At 43.9% G+C, this 25010-nt stretch carries 17 protein-coding genes and 2 pseudogenes; 12 read left to right on the forward strand and 7 right to left on the reverse strand.

Annotated features, from left to right (window positions below; translation table 11 throughout):
• The 12 genes and pseudogenes from ACKPCE_RS01530 to ACKPCE_RS01585 all read left to right on the forward strand — a co-directional run bounded on the left by ACKPCE_RS01530 (nucleotide 1) and on the right by ACKPCE_RS01585 (nucleotide 14467).
• Nucleotides 1–1485 carry a complex I subunit 4 family protein gene (locus tag ACKPCE_RS01530; protein ID WP_024995931.1) on the forward strand — a complete coding sequence of 495 codons (1485 nt, stop codon included), beginning with the start codon at nucleotides 1–3 and terminating at the stop codon, nucleotides 1483–1485.
• Nucleotides 1486–1515: 30 nt separating this feature from the next.
• The gene (locus tag ACKPCE_RS01535; RefSeq protein ID WP_319503949.1) at nucleotides 1516–2955 is read left to right on the forward strand and encodes an NADH-quinone oxidoreductase subunit N; all 1440 of its coding nucleotides are present in this window, start codon (nucleotides 1516–1518) and stop codon (nucleotides 2953–2955) included.
• A 197-nt stretch (nucleotides 2956–3152) separates the two neighbouring features.
• Entirely contained in the window at nucleotides 3153–5861 is a 2709-nt protein-coding gene (locus ACKPCE_RS01540) for a TonB-dependent receptor (protein ID WP_407654940.1), read from the forward strand.
• A gap of 1059 nt (nucleotides 5862–6920) precedes the next feature.
• A complete protein-coding gene (locus tag ACKPCE_RS01545; RefSeq protein WP_407655020.1) occupies nucleotides 6921–8285 on the forward strand; it encodes a beta-helix domain-containing protein in 1365 nt (454 codons plus the stop codon).
• 111 nt (nucleotides 8286–8396) lie between these two features.
• Entirely contained in the window at nucleotides 8397–9524 is a 1128-nt protein-coding gene (locus ACKPCE_RS01550) for a beta-helix domain-containing protein (protein WP_319503950.1), read from the forward strand.
• 375 nt (nucleotides 9525–9899) lie between these two features.
• Nucleotides 9900–10241, forward strand: coding sequence for a type II toxin-antitoxin system RelE/ParE family toxin (locus ACKPCE_RS01555; RefSeq protein WP_319503951.1), 342 nt, complete (start codon nucleotides 9900–9902; stop codon nucleotides 10239–10241).
• Complete coding sequence (locus ACKPCE_RS01560) at nucleotides 10213–10518, forward strand: type II toxin-antitoxin system RelB family anti-toxin (RefSeq protein WP_319503952.1); 306 nt, start codon at nucleotides 10213–10215, stop codon at nucleotides 10516–10518. Before ACKPCE_RS01555 ends, ACKPCE_RS01560 begins: the two co-directional genes overlap by 29 nt.
• Nucleotides 10519–10624: 106 nt before the next feature.
• Nucleotides 10625–10816 (forward strand): annotated as a pseudogene (locus ACKPCE_RS01565) (antitoxin HicB); the annotation flags it as partial.
• A gap of 749 nt (nucleotides 10817–11565) precedes the next feature.
• The gene (locus tag ACKPCE_RS01570) at nucleotides 11566–12486 is read left to right on the forward strand and encodes a hypothetical protein (protein ID WP_319503953.1); all 921 of its coding nucleotides are present in this window, start codon (nucleotides 11566–11568) and stop codon (nucleotides 12484–12486) included.
• A 30-nt stretch (nucleotides 12487–12516) separates the two neighbouring features.
• Nucleotides 12517–13065: a cysteine hydrolase family protein gene (locus ACKPCE_RS01575; protein ID WP_319503954.1), complete on the forward strand. Its 549-nt coding sequence runs from the start codon at nucleotides 12517–12519 to the stop codon at nucleotides 13063–13065.
• Nucleotides 13066–13068: 3 nt separating this feature from the next.
• The gene (locus ACKPCE_RS01580) at nucleotides 13069–13881 is read left to right on the forward strand and encodes an AraC family transcriptional regulator (RefSeq protein WP_319503955.1); all 813 of its coding nucleotides are present in this window, start codon (nucleotides 13069–13071) and stop codon (nucleotides 13879–13881) included.
• A 100-nt stretch (nucleotides 13882–13981) separates the two neighbouring features.
• Nucleotides 13982–14467, forward strand: coding sequence for a DinB family protein (locus tag ACKPCE_RS01585; RefSeq protein WP_319503956.1), 486 nt, complete (start codon nucleotides 13982–13984; stop codon nucleotides 14465–14467).
• A 6-nt stretch (nucleotides 14468–14473) separates the two neighbouring features.
• Here the strand turns inward: ACKPCE_RS01585 and ACKPCE_RS01590 are convergent, their stop codons facing one another.
• From ACKPCE_RS01590 to ACKPCE_RS01620, 7 genes and pseudogenes are all read right to left on the reverse strand, one after another.
• Nucleotides 14474–15664, reverse strand: coding sequence for an AGE family epimerase/isomerase (locus tag ACKPCE_RS01590; protein WP_319503957.1), 1191 nt, complete (start codon nucleotides 15662–15664; stop codon nucleotides 14474–14476).
• Nucleotides 15661–16891, reverse strand: a pseudogene (locus ACKPCE_RS01595) (MFS transporter). Before ACKPCE_RS01595 ends, ACKPCE_RS01590 begins: the two are co-directional and overlap by 4 nt.
• Nucleotides 16892–16919: 28 nt before the next feature.
• Nucleotides 16920–18110 (reverse strand): glycoside hydrolase family 130 protein, encoded by a 1191-nt coding sequence (locus ACKPCE_RS01600; RefSeq protein ID WP_319503958.1) that lies wholly within the window; start codon nucleotides 18108–18110, stop codon nucleotides 16920–16922.
• Nucleotides 18111–18142: 32 nt separating this feature from the next.
• The gene (locus ACKPCE_RS01605) at nucleotides 18143–19261 is read right to left on the reverse strand and encodes a glycoside hydrolase family 26 protein (RefSeq protein WP_319503959.1); all 1119 of its coding nucleotides are present in this window, start codon (nucleotides 19259–19261) and stop codon (nucleotides 18143–18145) included.
• 8 nt (nucleotides 19262–19269) lie between these two features.
• Nucleotides 19270–21567, reverse strand: coding sequence for a glycoside hydrolase family 3 N-terminal domain-containing protein (locus tag ACKPCE_RS01610; RefSeq protein WP_319503960.1), 2298 nt, complete (start codon nucleotides 21565–21567; stop codon nucleotides 19270–19272).
• Between the two features lie 155 nt (nucleotides 21568–21722).
• Nucleotides 21723–23183 carry a TolB family protein gene (locus tag ACKPCE_RS01615; protein ID WP_024995917.1) on the reverse strand — a complete coding sequence of 487 codons (1461 nt, stop codon included), beginning with the start codon at nucleotides 23181–23183 and terminating at the stop codon, nucleotides 21723–21725.
• A gap of 5 nt (nucleotides 23184–23188) precedes the next feature.
• Entirely contained in the window at nucleotides 23189–24970 is a 1782-nt protein-coding gene (locus ACKPCE_RS01620; RefSeq protein WP_407654941.1) for a DUF6057 family protein, read from the reverse strand.
• Nucleotides 24971–25010: the final 40 nt, after the last annotated feature.

A 25010-nucleotide genomic window follows, 5' to 3' on the forward strand; every position in this document is an offset into this window, starting at 1 on the left:
ATGAACTTCTTATCTTTATTCGTACTAATCCCCTTAGTCATGCTGGCAGGCCTCTGGTTATCCAAAGGCATTAAAGCCATCCGCGGTGTGATGGTTGCGGGCAGTACGGCATTGCTGGTATTGTCTGTAGTGCTTACCGGCATGTATCTGAGCGAACGCAGCGGGGGCAACACGGCCGAAATGCTCTTCCGGGCAGATGCCGTTTGGTATGCACCGCTCCACATAGCCTACTCGGTAGGTGTAGACGGTATATCGGTAGCCATGCTACTGCTGAGTGCTGTCATTGTATTTACCGGAACATTTGCTTCGTGGCAGATGAAGGTACAAACAAAAGAATACTTCCTCTGGTTTACCCTGCTTAGCATGGGTGTATTCGGCTTCTTCATCTGCATTGACCTCTTCACCATGTTCATGTTCTACGAAATAGCATTGATTCCGATGTACCTGCTTATCGGAGTATGGGGAAGCGGCCGGAAAGAATATTCGGCCATGAAGCTGACTCTGATGTTGATGGGAGGTTCCGCCTTCTTACTCATCGGCATTCTGGGAATCTACTTCGGCAGCGGAGCAAGCACCATGAACCTGCTGGAGATTGCAGCTTTGCATAACATCCCCTTCGAACAACAATGCATCTGGTTCCCGCTTACTTTCCTGGGATTCGGTGTATTGGGAGCACTTTTCCCTTTCCACACCTGGAGCCCCGACGGTCATGCTTCGGCACCAACAGCCGTATCTATGTTGCACGCCGGTGTATTGATGAAACTCGGAGGTTACGGATGTTTCCGCATCGCCATGTACCTGATGCCCGAAGCAGCCAACGAACTAAGCTGGATCTTCCTGATCCTGACCGGTATCAGTGTTGTGTACGGAGCTTTCAGTGCTTGTGTGCAAACCGACTTGAAGTACATCAACGCCTACTCGTCAGTTAGTCACTGCGGACTCGTGTTGTTTGCCATCCTGATGATGAACCAAACCGCCAGCACCGGTGCCGTACTGCAAATGCTCAGTCACGGACTGATGACCGCTCTTTTCTTCGCCCTGATCGGTATGATATACGGTCGTACACATACGCGTGACGTACGCCAGTTGGGCGGACTGATGAAAATCATGCCCTTCCTCAGCGTGTGTTACGTCATTGCCGGTTTGGCCAACCTCGGTTTACCCGGACTCAGCGGATTCGTAGCCGAGATGACTATCTTTGTAGGATCATTCCAGCACTTTGATGCGTTTCACCGCACCATGACCATACTAGCCACCACCTCTATTGTAATCACAGCCGTGTACATCTTGCGACTGGTTGGAAAAATTCTGTATGGCACCCCGGTGAATGAAGAGCACCTCAAGCTTACCGATGCTACGTGGGACGAACGTTTTGCCGTGATCTGCCTCATTGTTGCGGTAGCCGGATTGGGACTCGCTCCGTGGTGGATCAGTAACATGATCGGTGATAGCGTATTACCGGTTGTTTCACAATTAATGCGATAAACAGTCACCGTCTAATCATAAAACAAGAATATGGATTACTCACAATTTTTATATATGAAAGAAGAACTGTCACTCATTGCCGTGATTGTGATTCTTCTGGTAGCAGACCTGTTCATGAGTCCCGACGCACACAAACGCGACGGTAAAATAACACTGAACACCATACTACCCGTAGCGCTAATGACCATCCACACCCTCATCAACCTGGTGCCGGGTGCGGCAGCCGACGCTTTCGGAGGCATGTATCACTACGTGCCGATGATGACCATTGTCAAGTCGGTACTCAATATCGGAACCCTCCTGGTCTTCCTGTTGGCACACGAATGGCTGGCACGTGAAGACACCGCCATCAAGCAGGGAGAATTCTACGTGCTAACCCTGAGCACCTTGCTGGGTATGTATTTCATGATCTCGGCAGGCCACTTCCTGATGTTTTTCATCGGATTGGAAACCGCTTCCATCCCGATGGCTGCATTGGTAGCGTTCGACAAATACCGTCACCACTCCGCCGAAGCCGGAGCCAAGTACATCCTCACCGCCCTGTTCTCGAGCGGATTGTTGCTGTACGGCATCTCCTTAATATATGGAACAGTAGGTACACTCTACTTTGACGACATCGTTACCGGCATCAACGGCAACCCGATGCAGATTATGGCTTTCGTATTCTTCTTCGCCGGTATGGGATTCAAGATATCGCTGGTTCCCTTCCACTTGTGGACTGCCGATGTATACGAAGGAGCACCTACAGCCGTAACCAGCTACCTCAGCGTTATTTCCAAAGGATCGGCCGCATTCGTGCTGATGGCTATTCTCATCAAAGTATTTGCTCCCATTGTAGCACAGTGGCAAGAAGTACTTTACTGGGTGATCATTGCCTCCATCACCATTGCCAACCTCTTTGCCATTCGTCAGCAAAACCTGAAACGCTTCATGGCCTTCTCGGCCATCTCGCAGGCAGGTTACATCATGCTGGGAGTTATTGGCGGCAGTGCCGACGGCATGACCGCACTGGTGTACTACGTACTGGTGTATCTGGCAGCCAACATGGGCGTATTTGCTGTGATCTCTATTATAGAGCAACGCAGCGGAAAGTTGGAGATGGACGACTATAACGGTCTGTACCAAAGCAACCCCAAACTGGCATTCCTCATGACATTGAGTTTGTTCTCACTCGCCGGAATTCCACCGTTTGCAGGTTTCTTTAGTAAGTTCTTCATTTTCATGTCGGCATTCCGCAGCGGCTTCCACCTGTTGGTATTCATTGCGTTGGTCAACACCGTTATATCCTTGTACTACTACCTGCTCATTGTAAAGGCCATGTACATTAACAAAAATGAAACACCTGTTGCGACATTCCGCAGTGATGTGTACAGCAAAGCAGGCATGATTATCTGCCTCATCGGCATCATCGGTTTAGGAATAGCCAGCATTGTTTACGAAACGATAAACCAGTTTAGTTTCGGCATCTAGCCACATACAAACAAACCTAAAGTCGAAAGGTCCGGAACAGACAGTACCCCTGTCGGCCGGGCCTTTTTTGCATCCGCCTCATCCCTTTCTTAACCAAACTGTAACACATCTGTCAATTAAATGTATAAAACCCGTCTTACTGTTGTAATCTCATACCCGCATCTTTGCATCGAAAAAGAAACGCATTATAGTTAAGTATGAAAACAGTTAGAAAAAAAGTTTTATTTATTGTCACATTACTTAGTCTGCTATCCACTCAACTGATGGCAGAAAACATCAAAGGAATCATTCGGGATAAAAGCTCCAAAGAACCCCTCACCGGAGCCACCGTACAAATCGTGGGTACCAACATCGGTGTAATAGCCGACTTAGATGGTAATTACAACTTAGCCGGACTCAAAAACGGAACGTACAATCTGGAAATCAAGTACGTATCTTACAAAACCATCCAGATTAGAAACATTAAAGTATCGGGCAGCACCCCCACCGTTCTGAACTTCGAAATGGAACCCGAGTCACTAGTCTTGGGCGACGTAACCGTTGTGGCACGTAAAAACCTCGAAGGCGAGAAAGCCCTCTTGCAGGAGCGCCAGAAAGCTACGTTGGCCATTGAGAACATGGGAGCGAAAGAAATGAGTTTGAAAGGCGTATCGAGTGTAGCCGACGGTGTGAAGAAAATCACCGGCGTATCACTGGCCAGCGCAGGACAGCTTATTGTTCGCGGACTGGGCGACCGCTACAGCACAACCACCCTCAACGGGCTACCTATTGCTTCACCCAACCCCGACAACAAGCTCATCCCCCTCGACATCTTCCCTACCTCAACCGTAAAAAACATCACCGTGAGTAAGGTGTACGAAGCCGGCGCATTTGCCGATTACTCGGGAGCACACGTTGACATCGGTACGCGTGAAAATACCGGAGAAGACTTCTTCTCTATTTCCATCAATGCCGGAGGAAAGATAAACACACTTTTCAAAGACTTCTACAGCAGTGATCGCAAAGGCTCTTTATTCAGCACAGGCAACCTCAACAAAAGCCTGCTTACCATGAATAAAAGCGAGTTCGAAGACAGCTACGTAAAAAACAACGACCCGTTCGGTACCAGCTTCTCCATTTCAAAGAACACCTCACTACCCGTTATTGGCGGATCATTAGGAGTTGGTAAAAGCTGGAAGCTGAATAACGGACAAAGACTTAGCCTCCTGGCATCCGTAGGTATCAGCAACGACAGTCAGATTTTGGAAGACGCCTACGTAACCACCCTTACCGCACAAGGCACCAACCTCAACGAATTCAGTTATGACAAATACACATCCGAGTTGAAAATGGCAGGTCTGGCCAGCGTGGGTTACACCTTCCGCAAGGCCGACCGCATCAACTACACCCTATTCTATGCCCGCAACGCTGTTGACACCTACATGCGTCGTGAAGGCTATGACTCAGAAGGGGTAAACCTCATCGGTAGCAACAGCGTGTTTCACGCCTACACACTGCTCAACAATCAGTTGCTCGGTCACCACGAATTCGGCAAGCAATGGGATTTGAACTGGAGCGCCTCATACGGCGAAACCGGAAGTGACGAACCCGACCGCCGTCAGGTAATGTTCCGCAAAGACGATGCCGGTGCATTGAGCCTTTTCAAACTCAACAAGCAAGAAACCATGAGATACTATGGTGAGTTGGACGAAAAAGAAGTAGTAGGCGATCTTCGCCTGAACTACAAGTTTGGCGAAAGCAACAAAATTAAGGTAGGCGGAACCTATAAAGACAAAGACCGCGACTTCACCTCCGCTCGCTTCTATTACAACCTCAACGCCATCAACCCTACCATAACCGATATTTATGATACGGACGGCTACCTCAACCAGTCGAACCTGGCCAACGGTACCATCTCCATCACACGAGATTTCCAGCCGAAGTACACCTACTACGCAGGCAGTGAAATAGCAGCAGCCTTTGCTGAAGCCGAATACTACCCCATTCAGTCGCTCTTGGTTAGTCTGGGCGTTCGTTACGAACACTCTACCCAATGGGTACGCTACTGGGACGATGCTTCCAACGAGAAACGTTCCGAGTTGAATACGGACGACTTCTTCCCTGCCCTGAACATGAAGTACAACTTCAACCCGGCCAACAGCCTTCGCTTATCGGCTTCCAGAACCGTAACACGCCCCTCATTCATTGAAATGGCACCGTTCCTCTACAAAGAGTCATACGGAAGTTCTGAAATACGCGGTAACGAAAACCTGAAGAACGGATACAACTACAACATCGACCTCCGTTACGAGTTCTTCCCGCAAAACAGCAGCGACATGTTCTCTATCACCGGTTACTACAAGAAATTGGAAAGCCCTATTGAACGCGTACAAGAATCATCGGGCGGATCGGCCGTACACTCTTTCCGCAATGCCGATAACGGTATGGCAGCCGGAGTAGAAATAGAAATCCGCAAAGAAATTATCAAGAACCTTCGCTTCGGCATCAACGGATCATACATGTACACCGACGTGAAACTGCCCGAAGGAGAAGGAATCTACACCGACAGTCAGCGTCAGCTACAGGGAGCATCGCCTTACCTGATCAATGCCGACCTGAGTTACACACCCAGCTTTGGCGAAGAAAGACGCATGTCACTCGCTATGATGTACAACGTACAAGGTCCCCGCATACATTCAGTGGGTATCTACAACCTGGGAAATGTGGAACAACAAGCCTTGCATACATTCGACTTTGTAGGCAACTACGAATTCAACAAACATTTCAGTGCCAAAGTGCAACTCAAAGACCTGCTAAACAGTACCGTACGCTTCAAGCAAGACGTGCCCAGTACAGGCAAGGTGGTTGAAGTAGAATCTTTCAAACCCGGAATGAGTGCTGAGATTGGATTCACTTACAAATTCTAAGCATAGATTATTAAAGTAAAAAATTAAAAAGTAACACTAACTTTTATTCGTATGAAAATGACAAATTGGAAATTAGCAACACTGGCCATGGCAGCCACCCTGTTCGCTTTCACTTCGTGCAGCGATAACGATGAACCCAATAACGGGGGCGGAGTGGATGCAGGATCGACCTTAACCGGCGAACTCACCAAAGACCTCACGCTGAAAAGCGGTAACACCTACTACCTGTCGGGCGGTTACCACGTGAAGAGCGGTACTACACTGACCATTCAGCCGGGCGTAAACATCATAGCCAAAGACGATGACATCGTTGATTACATCCTCATTGAACAAGGAGCTAAAATTGATGCGCAAGGTACTGCCGGTTCACCTATTATCATGACTTCCGAAAAGAAAGAAGCCGGAGCATGGGGCGGTTTGCACATCTGCGGATATGCACATACCAATGCCGGAACCGGAGCCAAATCAGAAATTGGTGACGCTGCTTACGGCGGAAGCGTTGAGAACGACAACTCAGGAACACTTCGCTACATCCGTTTGGAGTACACCGGTTATGCTTTCAGCGAAGAGAAAGAAGCTAACGGCGTATCATTCTACGGTGTAGGTAACGGTACAACCGTTGAATACCTGCAAGCTTACAAAGGTTCTGACGACGGATTTGAATTCTTCGGCGGATCGGTAAACGTGAAATACCTCGTGGCAACTGACTGTAGCGATGACTCATTCGACTGGACTGAAGGTTGGAACGGTTACGGACAATTCCTGGTTGGTTATCAGGGCGACAAAACGACCATCGGTTACGACTGCGACTGTCTCATTGAAGCTGACAACAACGGCAAGAACGCTGCTGCAACTCCTGTTTCAGCACCCATATTGGCTAACATGACATTGGTGGGTAACTCATCCACAGCCAACAAACGCGGTATTCGTCTGCGTGCCGGTACTCAGGCTAAAATATACAACACGTTGGTAAAAGGAAAAACCAGCTGCTTGACCACTGAAACCGTTGAAACAGAAACGGCATTGGTTAACGGTACTTCCGTGCTCGACTATGTGTATATGGAAAGCGGTGTAGGCACCAGCAGCAACGGTTATACAGAAGCTCTTTTCACCGGCAATACCAACAACGGCATCAGCAAAATTATTTCGTTGACCAGTAACTACATCGGTACCATTGACGGTGGTAAAGACATGAGCACCGTAAACAGCTTCTTCACCAAAGCCACTTATAAAGGAGCCGTAAGTAGTAGCAACGATTGGACAGCCGGTTGGACACTAGCCAGCAACGCTGTGCAACAGTCGGAAACACTGGAAGGTTCACTTACCAGCGGTACCAAAACACTGACAGCCAACAAGGTGTACTACCTGACAGGCGGATATACCGTGAAGAGCGGTGCTACACTTAAAATCGAAGCCGGCGTAACTGTTATTGCCAAGAACGATAATATAGTAGATTACATCCTTATTGAACAAGGCGGTAAAATTGATGCACAGGGAACAGCTAGTTCACCCATCGTGATGACTTCTGAGAAGAAAGAACCCGGAGCATGGGGCGGCATACACATTTGCGGATATGCACACACCAACCTGGGAGCTACTTCAAAATCAGAAATCGGTGACGCAACTTATGGCGGAACCAATGATGCCGACAACTCGGGAACACTTCGCTACATCCGTTTGGAGTACACCGGTTATGCTTTCAGCGAAGAGAAAGAAGCTAACGGCGTATCATTCTACGGCGTGGGTAACGGTACAACCGTTGAATACCTGCAAGCCTACAAAGGATCTGATGACGGATTTGAGTTCTTCGGCGGATCGGTAAACGTGAAATACCTTGTGGCAACCAGCTGTAGCGACGACTCGTTCGACTGGACTGAAGGTTGGAACGGTAAAGGTCAGTTCCTCGTTGCTTACCAACAACCAAGCACCGCACTGGGTTATGAGTGCGACTGTCTGATTGAAGCCGACAACTTGGGAAGCAATGCAGCAGCAACTCCTATCTCACAACCCACATTGGCCAACCTCACACTGATTGGTAACGGATCGACAGCCAACACACGCGGCATTCGTTTGCGTGCCGGTACCTATGCTAAGATATATAACGCTTTGGTAACAGGTAAGACCAATAACCTCACCACAGAAACCAAAGAAACAGAAGAAGCATTGGTAGGCGGAACAAACTCTATATTAAACCACATATATGTAGCCAATGACATCAAGGTAAGCGGTTTAGGCGGATACTCATCGGCTTTATTCGCAGCAGCTACCGGCAATGCCATTAATCAGACGCTGACATTTACAGATACGTTCTTCGGAACCGTTGACGGAGGTGCAGACCTGAGCGCCGACAGCTTCTTTACCAAAGCTACTTACAAAGGAGCCATCAGTACAGCTAATAACTGGACAGCAGGTTGGATTCGTTAATCATACAAATTAGTTTGTTGATATCATTATAATAGCGTTTCTTTTCAACTAACTTGCTTAAGCCGATGGTGAACTGTTTCCCATCGGCTTTCGTTATTAAATAAAAACGAGATGAAAAAATGGACTTATGCCATCCTGGCACTTACACTGACTGCCGGCCTTGCCGCCTGCAACGGCAGTAACGACGAAACCGACAACAACATTGTTTTTGGTGATAACCAGATAGGTAACGGTGAACAAGAGTTTATCATTACCCACAACCAGACAATTAAAAAAGGAGTTTACCTGCTCAAAGGCTGGTGCTACGTAGCAGACGGTGCTACATTGGTCATTGAGGCGGGCACCGTTATCAAAGGTGACAGCGAAACACGTGCAGCACTTATTGTGGAGCCGGGCGGACAAATCATTGCCCGCGGAACAGCCGAACTTCCTATTGTATTTACTTCCGAGAAAGCTCCCGGACAACGCAAGCCGGGCGACTGGGGTGGCCTTATTCTCTGTGGCAACGCCCGCAACAACCAAGGCATTATGCAAGTTGAAGGCGGTCCGCGAACCACACACGGCGGCATCAAAGACACTGACAACTCGGGCATACTAAGCTACGTACGCATAGAGTTTGCCGGATCACCCCTGCGCACCAACCAAGAAATTAACGGACTAACACTGGGGTCAGTAGGCAGTAACACGCAGATAGACCACATACAAGTATCTTACTCCAACGATGACGCCTTCGAATGGTTTGGCGGAACAGTAAGCCCCAACTACCTGATAGCCTACCACACGTGGGACGATGACTTCGATGCCGACAACGGATACCGCGGTACCGCAACCAATCTGCTGGGCATTCGTCACCCACGGATAGCCGATGCCTCCACCTCACACGGTTTTGAGTGCAGCAGTAGCAGCAATGCCGAACCGCAGACCGCCCCTACCTTCAGCAACGTAAACCTGTACGGCCCCTCCTCCACCGATGCCGAATTTGAAAACACCACAACCTACATCAACGGAGCCGGATTGCTGCCCGATAATCAGAGTCTGCTAGGTCTTTACGGGGCAGCCATTGCTTTGACCAGTAACACAGCGGTCAACTTCAAGAACGCAAACATCAACGGATACCCGCTGAATTGGGAAGGTACTGCCGCTACTCAGGAAAACGTAACCTTTGGCACGGCAACAGTTTCATTCCCTACCTGGACCAACGGTTGGTGTAATTTCGACCCACAGAATACTGTATATTAATACACCACTTTCCTCCTAAAGAAAAAAAAGTGTGGTTTACCCTCACTTACCCTCACTAACTGGAAAGAAACGGCTTGCAGTAAGCGGTTACAGAGGAGTGATAGTAAAATATGTCTACCACTAAAACAGGCATTTTACTATCACTATCTCTCACTTTTAACCATGTATACAGATTCGTTAACTACAATTTAACTATAAATTCGTCGACGTTTTGCTTATTCAAGCCCATTTTCGATAAAAAACACTCTTTTTACGCTTCATAACTCTTCATTTTGAGAGCATATTTAGGCGGTGATTCTTCGGAGTTGCCGTTTTTTTTATAAAATAATCAGTCAGAGAGTTGCATAATTGTGCAACTTGAATTATCTTTGTGGTATGAAACGCAGAATTATAGCATTCAGACAATATTACCATGACTTTATTGCTTCTCTTAATGAAAAAGAGGTGATGAAAGTTAAGTATGTGTTATCTTTGTTGGAAACATACGACCGAGTACCAATAAAGTTTATGAAGTTCATACGTGATGGGTTATATGAATTGCGAATCGAATATAATGGTAATATATATCGTATTTTTTTCATCTTTGATGATGATCAGGTAGTTGTATTATTTAATGGTTTTCAAAAGAAAACGCGAAAAACACCTACTTCGGAAATAGATAAAGCTTTAAAAATAAAGGAGGAGTATTATGACTACAAAGAACAACATGCTGACTGATATTAGTGCTGAATTAGAAAAAGAATTCGGTAAACATGGTACGCCTGAACGTGCAAAGTTTGATGAAGAAGCCTATGCTTTCTACACCAGTCAGATTTTGCTTGATGCAAGGAAGAATGCAAGATTGACTCAAGAGGAACTTGCAAGGCGTATCGGGGCAAATAAATCATACATTTCCCGTATTGAAAAAGGCACTACCGTTCCCAGTGTTGCGACCTTCTATAGGATCGTTAATGCATTGGGACTAACAGTTGATTTGAATCCGGCTATGCAATAGCTGAACAATATGAACTTATATTGGCCAGTGTCATTGACTGGTGATAACCTGCAAGTTATGTCAAATATATTAATTAGGAATATTTAAGCGGTGATTCTTGGGAATTGCCGCTATTTTTATCAACTACTATAGCAGTATCTTTACTAAGGCTGCTTTGAGCCGGATTACAGGTATTAATGAACGCCAGTTGTGGCATTATGCAGCAGGGGTTCATAAACCTCGTAGACAACAGTTGGAAAAGATTCAGAAAGGCATTCAAGCATTAACAAAGGAATTATCTGCAATTAATCTTTTGTAATATGGCAAAAATAGAGTTACATTCGGAAGTACGCAGTTTGTGCCCTAATAATAACCTAATAAAAGAACCACAATGATTTGGAATTGACAGGATAATGTATTATCTTTGTACTTATAATCTTATAGTATATTCAAATTATTATAGGCGCAAAGGCAGGAGTTCATACTCTTGCCTTTTTTTATGTCTTAGCGGTTTATTATTGCATTAGCACGGTGTCTCGCGCCGGTTCGCACGGTGGCAAAAGGTTCCTGAGAAACCGTGTTATGGCCGTAAGGCGGTTGTTCACGACCCAAAAGACGGTTTATGATTTAAAATTGCTCGTTATCTTTTTGGAAAAGTTGGTTATGTTTTTCAAAAAGTCGGTTATGTTTTACCAAAGTCTTGCTGCTTTCCGGTTTACCCGTTAATAATATATAAAACTGCTCTTGACAAGATTCGTCTGATTCATGATGTCAAGGGGTTGATTTGTAAATATGCGCAACTTCACAAGCATAAATCTCTTAACTTTTTAATCCCGCCAACGAGTACTATAAGTGCTTTTAGATCACTGAATTGCAAATTAATAATTTAATATTCATACAGCATGAAAGAAAATAATGATAGCGGTGCAATAGGTACGCTATGGCATCTGTAATTTCCAATTGCAAACGTAGTTGTTTCTTCTATCTTTTTACGCTTACACACTTTGTCATCTAATAAGATTTCCATAACTTGCACTGTTTATTAGTCAGGCTATAATACATACGCAAATGAATTTGGAAATTCAAAAGTACATAAAAGAGTATGTGGATAGGATGCAAGCGAAGGGAATAACCCCTACCATAGAGCAGATTAACGCTCATCTTGCCAATCTTATTCACAACATGAACAACGCTCCTAAAGAAGGTTTTGAAGGATATTCTTCTTCGGAAATATCAAAGGTGCTATACGAGTCTTTTGACAGTGATTCTGTATTGCAATTCAATTCGCTCACATCAGAACAGTACAATCAAATGCCGATTTTCAGGCAAGTAAAGTATCTTCTGCAAACACTTGCCGAACATGAAATAAAACTGACGGCGGCCGGCTTCCTGCCTCCTTCCCTGGTAAAGGTGCTTTATCCTTTGGGGGTCAGCGAATATTGTATTGACAGTGGTCTCAATAAACTATCCAAAGAGGCCGATTCAAACTCGGTCACGTTAGCAAGGTATATAACCACAGCGGCAGGGCTGATAAAAGTTCGTAAAGGGATTTTATCCCTAACAACCAATGGTTTCAAGATAATGAATGACGATGCAAAACTGTTCAAGCATATATTCGAAGCTTTCTGTCTCAAATTCAATTGGGGCTACTTCGATGGATATAAGTCAGAACAAATTGGAAGATTCGGCTTTGGCTTTACCTTTATATTACTAAGTAAATATGGAGATTTGACACGAGAAGATACGTTTTATGCTCAAAAATATTTCAATGCCTTCCCCCTGTTGATGGACGGTATTGCTCCCGGCTACGGAACAGTAACCAATTATTGTGAAAGTTGTTATTCGGTACGCACTTTTGAGCGATTCATGCTTCATTTCGCATTAGTAGAGATGTCTCGAGAAAGAAAGTATAATGTTCCGAAATTCATCACAAAAACAGCTTTGTTCGATAGTCTTATAAAAATTCAACCGCATAAGGAGTCCAAATAATACATCAAAAAGATAATAAACATAGTATCTATGAATAAAGAAGCATTATTAATCATCGACATGCAGAATGATTACTTTCCGGGGGGTGCCAACGAACTGGTAGGTGCTGAGAAAGCAAGCCAAAATGCAAAAGCAATTCTTGAACAATTTAGGAGTTGCAACAAACCGGTTGTTCACATTCAACATGTTTCAACCCGACCGGAAGCCACATTTTTCATTCCAAATACGCATGGAGTGGAAATACACCCCAACGTATTTCCGGGCGAGAACGAGCTGGTTATAACGAAAGGCTTTCCCAACAGTTTTATAAATACTCCTTTATTGGAAAAGCTGAAGGAGAAGGGAGTTGGCAGTCTCGTTATTGTTGGAATGATGACGCACATGTGTGTTGATGCCACTACGCGAGCTGCAAAAGATTTAGGTTTTACTTGTACCGTCATTGGCGATGCATGTGCAACGAAAGATTTGTTCATTCATGATCAATCGGTTAAAGCCCAGGATGTTCAAAATGCTTTTCTTGCTGCTTTAAGTTATTTCTATGCAACCGTTGTTACTACTGAAGAGTATTTAAAATTATAATCAATGAACGTACTTCCTTCTCCGTTACTGGCACCTTACGTAAAGTATTACTGGGTAGTGAAAGCGGATGAAACAACTGCCATTCAGACCGTACCTTCGGGATGTATTCATTTGGTGTTTCACAGAGGAGGAAGTATGTACTTTTCTGATGGAGAGCAACAGCCGCAGTCTTTTATCAGAGGGCAGCTTTCGGGTCCGGGAGTTCTTCAATCAAAAGGTGGAATAGACATGGTTGCCGTGATTTTCCATCCGCTGGGTTTCAATGTATTCTTTTCATTACCCTTGCAACTTATTTACAATCAATATGTGGATGTTGATTCCATGGAGGATGCCGGACTAAAGGAACTGAAAGGCAACATTTTGCATGAAGAAGATTCTCTTGCCTGTATCCAACTGATAGAACATTTTCTGCTGTCTCGCATAACAGATTGGCATGATTACAACTTCAAGAGAATGTTTCACTCTGTTGAAGTAATCAGTCGGCAAGTGGAAATAGATGTGGCTTCTTTAGCCTCCCAAACCTGCTTGGGTGTGAGACATTTCAACAGGGAATTTTCTAAATACATAGGCACAAGTCCTAAAGAATATTTGCGCATTGTTCGTTTTCAACGGCTATTGCATCTATTGCAAAACAATCCCGGCACAGAATTAACAGAACTGGCCTATGGTTGTGGGTTCTGCGATTCGTCTCATCTAGTGAAAGAGTTTAGAAGCCTCACCGGATGCACTCCTACTGAATATCTGCAATCAAGAAAGCCTCACTCCACTTTCTTCTCTAAAGGAAGCAAGCTCAATATTATTAAGTTACACAGATAACAATACAAAGTCCGATTTTTACAACTCAGATGGCATTAATCGCTTTACTTTTGCAGAAGTATGAATTAGTTAAAGTTGTTGAATCATAAAAAAGAAGACTATGGCAGCGTATATTTTTGAGGATGTTATCAAGGAAATTGAGCAAATGATTGAGAAAGAGGAGCTATTCCTGAATGGGTTAGATGAAGAAACAATCTCTACCCGTTTGAATAGTCAGAACCGTTCCATCAAACAGATTGTGGGTCACATGATTGACTCAGCTTCCAATAACTTGCACCGCGTAGTTCACTTGCATTACGGTGCAAATCCTCTCGTGTTTCCTAATTATGCCACCAACGGGAATAACGATAGATGGATTGGCATTCAGCATTTTCAGGAGGAAGATTGGCAAACATTGGTGCAGCTATGGAAATATAGTAACCTCCATTTTGTGCACGTCATAAAGCATGTTGATGCACAGAAGTTGAATAACAAGTGGATTGCCGGTGAGGGAGAAGAAGTGTCTCTGCAAGATATGATTAGAGACTACCCGCGACATCTTGAACTTCACATGGGCGAAGTTCACGCATTACATGAACTCCGCTAACGGGTATCAGAATCGTTCCATGACTTCCATGCACATGCGACCGTTGTGATAGGGGCATTTCCAGAACCCCGCTTTGTCATCAGTGTGGTTTATGGTGCCATCGGCACGAAGGCTCCAAAACCATTCTCCGTTGACACGGTCAATCAGATGCGATTTGGTAAATTCCCAACAGGCGAGTGCTTTATCAAGTGAAGCCTCATCAGCAAAGTGCTGGTACAAATTAATATATCCTACCACGGTTTCAGCTTGCACCCACCAATGGCGGTCGGCATCAACATGCCCGTTAGTGAGATTGCGTTCGTAAATCATTCCTCCTTCGGGTGTGAATCCTTCGGTGGAAGCCTCAGCTATTTTCTGTACTAACGGCTCAACGTATTGCAATACGGCAGGGTCTTTCAGCTCCAATGCTGCCTCGTGAATCAACCACGATGCTTCAATGTCATGCCCGTAAGATACGATGGAGTATTTGCTGTTCCAGTCGTCATCAAAGAATAGCTCCAGGTGATGGGTTTCTTTATTGAGTATCTTATCTGTAAAAAGAAAAATGAGATTACGCAACTGGTTCTTCAAGCGTTCGTCTTTCCACACGCGGTACAAATTGGTATAGGGTTCCAATATGTGCAGGTGTGTATTCATGGTCTTTCTTTCGTTGGCATCTTTTTCACTCAAACGCATATCGGCAATCTCGCCCCATTCACGAGTCAGGGCTTCACAATAACCGTTCTTTATCTTATCGAAGCTATGAGTTTCTATGCTTTCAAAAAGATGAATGGCATAAGTAAGTGCCTCGGCATCTGCCGTGGCGCGGTAATATTCGCTCAACCCGTAAATGGCAAAGCCAATGGCGTAGATTTGCTTTTTGGTATCCAACGGGTCGCCCTGGTGGGTAAGCGACCAATAGATTCCTCCGTACGTTTTATCATAAAAAGAGTCTATGATATACCGTTTGGCGCGTGTGGCCATGTCTAGATATTCTTCTTTCTTCAGCAAACGGTAAGCGGCTGAGAAGGTCCACAACATACGGGCATGGAGTATTGCGCCCTTCTCAGCTTCGGGGCGGCACACTTCTGTTCCGTCAATACGGCCGTAAAAGCCACCGTAAGTGGTGTCAACCATTTTATTTATCCAATACGGAAGTATGTTTGTGGTAAGGACTTCGGTTACTTCTGCCTTTAAGTGAGTTATCTTTGTATTCATTGTTGTTTTCTCTTTGCTTCGAGTTCTTCGGTTATGACTTTCATTTTCTTTTCACTGAGGGGATACATGCTAATAAATATAACAGATAACACGGTACCCACAGCCGGCAAGAAACTCAAGAACATTTTAATACCGTGAATGGCTTCTTCACTTTGTATCTCATTGGCCTATCTGGAACACAAAGATCAGCGCAATATCATCTTTATCAAACCAGTAGAAAATAATACTAAGAACGGTGGCAATAACCATGGCGCCCATGTAGGTCATCTTCTTTCCAATGCGATTGCTTAACGGAGCGGCCAGTATGACTCCAACAATGTTCGCCGCCTGCCCCACTGCCAAATATAATCCGCTCAACACAAACGACACACCAAAAAGGGATACGGTTGCATAGTCGGCTTCAACTACAAAATATTTAAAGTAGTACACAGTGGCTCCGTCACGAATGGAGTTGAACACCAGTGCTGCTACGCCGGCGCCCAGCAGAATCCACCACGGCCCATTACCAAGCAGGTTTTTAAGGTCTTCTTTCAGTGGACTTTGTTTTTCTTTGATGGGCTTTACCCGTTCGCGTGTTAAGGCAAAGCAGAAGTAAAACAGCACGGCGCACATCACCGCAATCACGACTACTGCCAGCATCCATCCGCGCTGTTCGTGCACCGCGTCTGCTTCGCTGCCAGCAAAGAGATTAGCCATCGGCATAAAGAGCAATAGGGCTATGAAGCTACCGATGTAGGCAAAAGTCATTCGATAGGTTGAAAGTGTGTTGCGCTCTTTCGGGTCGGGACTCATCACGCCCAGCAAAGATGCATAGGGAACGTTGATAGCCGAGTAAACCATCATCATCAATGAGTAGGTGACGTAGGCATAAATCAGTTTTCCGGTGTCACTTAGTGCCGGTGTAGTAAAGGTCAGAATGCCGATAAGAGCAAAAGGCACAGCCAGATAGAGCAGATAAGGACGAAATTTTCCCCAGCGACTATGGGTTCTGTCAGCCACTACTCCTACAATGGGATCGAAAGCCGAGTCCCAGACGCGGGTAATTAAAAACATAGTACCTACTACCGCAGCCGGTAAACCGAACACGTCTGTATAAAAAATCATTAAGTATGACCCGAAAAGTTTCCAAAACATAGACGAGGCCATATCACCAAAACCGTAACCAATTTTTTCTTTGAGTGATATTCGTTCCTTATCTGCTACTATCTTACTTGCTGTGTTTCCCATCTTATTCATTCATTATAATACAAATCTGCTATTTTTTCAGTGAAAACTGATTAAGTACGGCCAGATTTTTTTCAATTAATTGACTTAATGTAGCCACAGATGCCGAAGAACTCAAACCATCTTCCGGCGTATGCAGACAATAATCAACTAATTTGTCGACAGTTGAGGTAGCTACGTGCATGCGTGTGTCTGATGACGCATAATAGATAAACACGGTTCCGTCTTCATCGGCAATCCAACCATTGGTGAAAAGAACATTAGACACATCGCCGATACGTTCTTCTCCCTGAGGTGCCAAAAAGTAACCGGCAGGTGAAGCGATCAATCGGGCCGGGTCTTCCAAAGAGGTCATATACATGTAGAGCACATAACGTAAACCGGCTGCACAACCGCGTACGCCGTGCGCCAAATGCAACCATCCTTTAGGTGTTTTTATGGGGTGCGGACCTTCCCCGTTCTTCACTTCTTTAATGGTGTGATAGTAACGCGGATCGATTATTTTTTCTTCCTTCACCACCGCATGGGTTATATCGTCAATCAATGCCCAGCCGATACCTCCACCGCTGCCAGCGTCAATAAATCCGTCTTGGGGACGGGTGTAAAGAGCGTATTTACCGTCAACAAATTCAGGGTGTAACACCACGTTGCGTTGCTGACTCTTGGTCTTTAAATCGGGTAAGCGCTCCCAGTGAAGAAGATCTTTGGTACGTGCAATAGCCGCTGTTGCTGTTGCCGACGACAAGTCGCCCGCCGGGGCATTATCATCGTGACGCTCTGCACAAAACACTCCGTATACCCAGCCGTCTTCATGGGCTGTAAGCCGCATATCGTATATATTGGTAGCGGGAATCAGGTCCTCGGGCATTTGTATCGGATAGTCCCAGAATCGGAAGTTGTCAATTCCATTAGGGCTCTCGGCTACGGCGAAAAATGATTTCCTGTCGGATCCTTCCACACGTACCATCAGTACGTATTTTCCATTCCACTTGATGGCTCCCGAATTCATCGTTGCATTCATCCCAATACGTTCCATTAAGTACGGATTGGTTGTTTCGTTTAAGTCATATCTCCAGAATACGGGGGTGTGCTCTGCTGTGAGCACAGGGTTCTTGTAACGGGTTACCACACCGTTATCTACCGCAAGAGGTTCGTTCTTCTGTGATAAAAAAGCTTCGTGGTCAGTCAGTAATTTCGCCACTTTATCTTTAAACAAGCTCATAATTAGGTTATTGATTTCGTTATTGAATTTCGTTAGTCATATAGCTTCTTTACGTCTCGGGCGAATAAGGTTTTGGAGTTCTGGTAGAACTTCACAAAATCGGGTGCCGAAACCTGTCCGGGGTACGGAGCGTAATAATGGTTATCTTTCTCACGGGCATTGCGCCACACCAGCACGTATGAGATAGGGTATTGACTGATAACGGGCAACAATGTTTCTGTCCACCAAGTTGCATCGGGAATAGTCTCAAACCCTGTTTCGGTAATAGCAATAGGCTTTCCCAGTTTCTTACCAACTTCAGTAAGGATGGTCAGTGATTTGTTTAATTGATCGATGTATTTCTGACGGTCGAATTGATACGTGTCGAAACCCACCAAGTCAATGATGTCATTACCCGGATACCGTTCCAAATATTCTTCTACTGTTTGTGGTTCCGTTCCGGGAGAGTATGCATAAAGCAGGTTGTTTACTCCCTTTTCCTGCATACGGTCATAAGTCATCTTCCACAAGGCTTTGTACTGGGTAGCCGTGCAAAGATTCTGTCCCCACCAAAACCAACTGCCGCTGTGCTCATGCCAAGGGCGGAAGAGTATAGGAACTTTCACACCTTTGTCGGTAGTAAGCGAATTCATAAAGTCGGCCACCTTATCCAACCAACCCAAAAACTTTTGATGATTAGCGCCACCGGACAATACAGAGGCCACAACAGTTGTATCACTCACATCCCAAGAGTCTTTACCTGTAAGAGGGTTATCGACATGCCAACTCAATGAAACCATACCACCCCGTGCGTATTGGGCCAGAATTTCTCGCCTGATCTTATCAAAAGGTACTTTATCCAGGTTTTTATCGCCTCCCAATTCTATTCTTCCCAAATCAAAAGACATCACGGCCGGATAATCTCCACATACGCTTTTCACGTCGCTTCTGTCTGCATCACCTTCCCAACCAATGCCGTAAACCGGATCATCGTGGTGACCAAACATAAAACCTTTTTGATGGATTGTCCCTAGGTTTATAAGTAAGTTTTTGGTCTCAACTGTTCGTTCTGATGATTGCATTTTCATTGTACCTTTCTGTCCAAACAGGTTGCAAGAAGATAGTCCCGCAGCAATTAGCATGCTTGCGGTCATAAACTTAATATGTCTCATAAGGCGACTTATTTAAGGATGAATGTTTCTTTTAATAATGATTCGTCGGCAGAGGAAGCACCCGCCATCACCACAAACTCTCCCGGTTCAACTATCCATTTCATCTTTTTATCATAAAATGCCAGTTTATCGGGCGTGATGGTAAAGGTGACGACTTTACTCTCTCCGGCTTTCAGTGCTACCCGCGCAAAATCTTTCAGTTCTTTGACCGGACGAGTTACAGAACTGTATTTGTCTCGTATATACAGTTGTACTATTTCAACTCCATCACGCTGGCCGGTATTGGTCACTTTCACACTCACTTCAACGTTTTGGTTTTGCGACACCTCTTTGGCAGAGAGTTTTAAATCATCGTATTTGTAAGTGGTATATGAAAGTCCATAACCAAACGACCACAAAGGAGTGCTGGGTTTAACGGCATACGGGTGAAAGTATTGCGACGGTTTATGATTGTAAATCATCTGCAATTGACCAACGCTCCGTGGGATAGTGATTGCCAACTTAGCCGAGGGATTTACTTTTCCATATAGTATTTCGGCCACTGCCTGACCGGCATACATGCCCGGTGCCCAAGCTTCTACGATGGCCGGAAGATGTTGAGCTGCCCATTCCACACCCAACGGGCGACCGTTGACTAGAATAAGAATTGTAGGCTTTCCCGAAGCAGCAACTTTACGGATCAATTCATTTTGAAGCCCCACAAGATCAAGATCCGAACGATCGGTATCTTCACCGTCGGTACGATCCGTCCAGCGAAAACGCATCATGTATTCTCCGGCAACAACAATATTTAGGTCGGACTCCTTGGCACGTTTCTCAGCCTCAGCCACCTTGGCAGGATCCATATTACGAGGATCCCAACCTTGATCTACAAAATCAAATGCCGTACCCGGTGCCACCTGACGAAGACCTTCCAGTATGGTGGTAACATTTTCTTCTTTCTGCACCGCACTCCAATCGCCCAACACATTCATGTCATTGGCGTTGATGCCTGTAACCAATACTTTCTTATATTTTGAAGCGTCTAAAGGAAGTACACCTTCATTTTTAAGTAATACGATACCGTTTCGGGCTGCTTCCAAAGCTGTTTCACGATGTTCTTTGGATAAACGCACTTTCATGCTTTTAGAAGTATCGGCAAAAGGTTGTTCAAACAGTCCTAAACGGAATTTGATGTCCAATATCCTACGCACCGACTCGTCGATACGTGATTCGGGAATACATCCTTCTTTGACTAGTTCAACGACCATTTCATTCCAGTGAATGCCATGCATGTGCATATCCATGCCAGCCATAATGGATTGATAAAAAGCCTCTTTGATGTTTTCCGCTGTGGCATGTAAGTCATGAATGTGTTCAATATCCATCCAGTCGCTCACCACAAAACCAGGGAACTTCCATTCACCACGAAGCACATCCTGCATCAACCATTCATTGCTGTGACACGGAATGCCGTTGAGCTCATTGTGCGCAGTCATCAATGACATGGCACCGGCTTCTACTCCTGCTTTGAATGGTGGAAAAAACACCTCGCGCAAGGTGCGTTCCGACAGATCTGTCGGTGATCCGTTTGTTCCGTTAATGGGTTCGCTACCGCCAACGAAATGTTTGATACATGCCAAAACATCTTCTTTGCCGTTTAAGCTTCCTTGATATCCTTTTACGGATTCAACTCCCATCAAAGTTACCAGATAAGGGTCTTCACCATAGGTCTCACCAACTCTTCCCCAGCGGGCATCGCGTGCTACCTCTACATTGGGATTAAACGTCCAGTGCATATTCATGGCCCGCATTTCCTTTGCAGTTTGCCGGGCTATTTTGTAAGCCATGGCTGTATCAAAGGAACAAGCCAGATTTATATTAGTCGGATAAACTGTGTTATCGGGAGCATTTGCATTGCCGTGAATGGCATCGATACCAAAAATAATAGGAATTTGCAGGCGGCTTTTCATTGCCAGTGACTGCAAATGGTTGGCTTCTTCAATGGTAAGCACATGCAGAAAAGAACCGATGAGGCCCTGCGCTGTCCATCGTTCTACATCCTTATCGGTCACTCCCGGATAAAATGCATTTGCGGTATTGTTTTTCAACTCATCCGCAGTCATCACAGCACTATTTGCCTTGATGTGTTCAATGCCGACAAATTGATTCATCTGCCCCACTTTTTCTTCCAAAGTCATCCGACTCAGCAAGTCTTCCACACGATCTTTCACCGGAGCTGAAGGATCTTTATACATCTCCTTTTTTTCGGCGGATCCACTTCCCACCGTTGCCGCAATTGCCATTGTCATTAAAAAGTTTTTCATGGTTTATATCAGTTTCAATGTAACGCATCATTCTATTCGACAAAAGTACGAGTGTGCGAGGAATCAAACAAATACAATTTTATCCAATGATAATATTATCTCAAATCTGGCATCTCGTCTCGTGAAAGCACGGCTTCGGTGTTGAGAGCATCGTTTTACTTACGCACTTCAACTTGCACCCTTTTATTAGAAACGATTTCACGTTCTAACTTCCTTGGTTCTATCTTGACAGGGCTATTAGTAAATTCTGGTACGTTATAAGAATACAATAACTTATCATAATAATTCATAGGGTTTTTCTGAGGCAGCAAAAAAGGCTTGCTAACTTTACCTTCCTTATTAATACATGCTAAATAAAGACGAGTATATAAACCATCTTCTCTGCGACTGCTAAAAACGAACCAATGCGAATTACTGCTCCAATTGTGAAAGCTCTCAGTATTATCACTATTAACTTCATGAATAGTACGTAAACTACCATCTTGCAAGTTTAGCAGCCATAAATCTGCTTCTTTGTGCCAAATGGAGAAGTTGCCATAATCAGATAAAGTAAACATGATGTATTTGCCGTCATAAGATGGTCTAGGAAAGGAAATACTTTTTTTCATTTTCTCGGCATCAATCAATGTGTCAATCCGGTTTCCAAACGTTCCCTTTTCTTTATCAAAATCAATACTGCATAAGCTATAACGTATTTCCTTATATTTTTCTGGAATTGGCATTTGTTTTGCCGCACAGAAATATAATTTATTACCGTCTGGTGAGAAAACAGGAAAAGTTTCAAAAACTTCTTTTTTCTTCAATAACGGAGAAAGCAATACTTGATGAGTGGAAGGGTGATATACCAAAACATCTGATTCTAAATCAAGTACTTCCACACGTTCGTCTTTAACCGCATGAAACGACTGACGCGTATTATTAACTGAATATGCTATGTATTTACCACTTGGATGCCAGTATGGATAAACGCATGCTGAAAGAGTAGAGTCTGTTTTGGTATTTAAAAGCTCACGCTCCCCCTCTATTTGCATCAAAGTTGCCCCATGAGCGCCACGAATATGAAGACTCATCTGATTAGAGTTCGTTTTGTTAAAAGAGTGACAATTAACACACATGCCAGGAACCATTGTGTTTTCGACCAAAGCGCGTTCGTTGAAAGTAGAAAGATCACGTTCGTAAATACCCATCTTACTATACACTTCATATCCAGGCGCAATTCTACGATACACTAATCCGTAATCAATTGGGTATGAGCTTACATACATTGAAAAAGATCGGTATTGTATCCATTTATTCTTTTTTTGCACACTAAGAGTGAATACAATACTGTCTCCCACATTATCTTGCAACAATTTTTTCCATTCGCTATCAGGAAAGGATATCTTATCATCATTAAGATGGATTTTCCCAGATTTTGATCCAACCACGTTAACATCCAGACATTCATAATCACCCAGATAATTAAAGTTCATAGGCGCAATACCAACAGGTACGGTCACTCCAATATAATCAGGATATATAGCAGGCAATTCGTTGATCTTCTCTGGTGAAGTAACCGGATTATTACAAGCCATTAAATATAATCCAATCCATATAAAAGTAATTATTTTCTTCATATACATTATTTTTTCTTAAACAATAAATAATACCAGAATGTATCACCATACTGCGTGTGCAAAATGGGCTGACTGTTTTGTTGAGACATATAAATTCTAGCAAAATCAGTAACCTCGTGTGCAACATCAGGTGAAATGCTCCAAGGCATTCCATCAAAATTTCTATGTGTCTGAGTCCACACATAGACTAATGCTTCCTGATAACTACGAGGAATATGATCATAGCCTGCATACTTCCCCAGAGGATAGTATTTCATAAAACGTTCCAAATCACGTTCTTGCAAAACATAAGCTAGCATATATTCAAATGCCATTCGGTTTTGATAATTATGTTGGTACAATAGCCCTAGCATCATATCTATTTCACGATCACTAAATAAAAAATCATCAGCATATCTAAGTTTCCTGAGCCACCCCCATTCTTTATGATTACTGATTTTTTTCTCATTATACAAGTAAGTCATGGCTTCTTCTGCCCAATCTTTATAGAATACTGTTTTACGAAGGATGCTTATATATTTTGCCGCTACTTCGTATTGACCATTTATCAGATTTGTTTCAGCTAATCGTTTAAAGCATCTGCCACTTTTATTATAATTAGGAATGGCCTCCATCGCTTCAAAGGTAAAACGCTGAGCAGTATTGATCATTCCCAAATAATAAAAAACTTCGCTCGTTGGAAGAGGAGATATAAAGTCTCTCTGAAAATGCGGTAACAAACCCTCTGTTCCATTTTGATAGAATTGAAACATGCGATCACCTAATTGCCCTGTTTTTCCTAAAGCCAGATTTAAGCAAGTCACTCCGAATGGCGAAGTCGGAGATTTAGCCTCTGCCTTTTCTATTATTTTTTGCCATTCTTTGTTTCGCACTAACCAATCATACTCCATAGCTTCTTCCTTATTCATGTCGGCACCTGATGAGAGTAACACATATCCACTCATTATCAAAATCAAGCTTTGAAGGATTATAGCAAAATGTACATTCTTCTTAGGAGGAGACAAAGAGGAAATCAAAAACGGAAAGAATAAGAAAAGCGCTTCTACGATGAATACCGTTAATGGTATATAAGAAGGAAAACGGTAGAAATTAATTCCTCCCATTAACCTGAATATAGGATATTGAAGCCATAAGCCAGAGATTAAAGGACATGCTAATCCCATCAATATTAGTGCAGCAATACTTCCCCCAATAGCCAATTTCTTGTTATTTTGGTACAACAGTTTTGCTTCACAAATGATTGCCCAACCTATAAATAGAAAATGTGCTGCACCAGCAAACCAATAGAGTAATGGAGCAAAGAGAACAACACTTAACACACGTCTCCATTGACTGTTTAAACTAACATGCAAATACATGGTTCCAAGCGCAAATAAGATTGAAACTGCAAAAGCAAGCATGGCATTCTCATCTGTCATAAAATACCACATAGAAATTATCGGCAAGAAGCTTAAAAGATAATAAACATCAGCAGCCTTATGTTTTTGAGCCAATAACCATACGAGGAGTTGCAGAACAACAAAAAGTGTCGCTAAAATAGCTGCACCTATCCATCTATGATAATAGAACTGGACTAGAAATTCGGAAATATATTCCGCTAATCCTCCCGGAATAATTAAATGTTCAATCAAATAATCTGTATCAAAGAGAAAAAGCTGTAATTGCTCTTGGTATGATAGATGTGACGGATAAAACCTCCCCCAAAAAAGAAATACACTCAGCCATAAAATGACTGAAAATCCTATTTTCCACCTTCTTTGTGAAAGCATTGTTATTTTTCTTTCCATATTTATATGTATTTTATTCATCTAAAAGAAGTCATCTTGT

The organism is Bacteroides graminisolvens (assembly GCF_963666085.1).
Lineage (GTDB): Bacteria > Bacteroidota > Bacteroidia > Bacteroidales > Bacteroidaceae > Bacteroides > Bacteroides graminisolvens.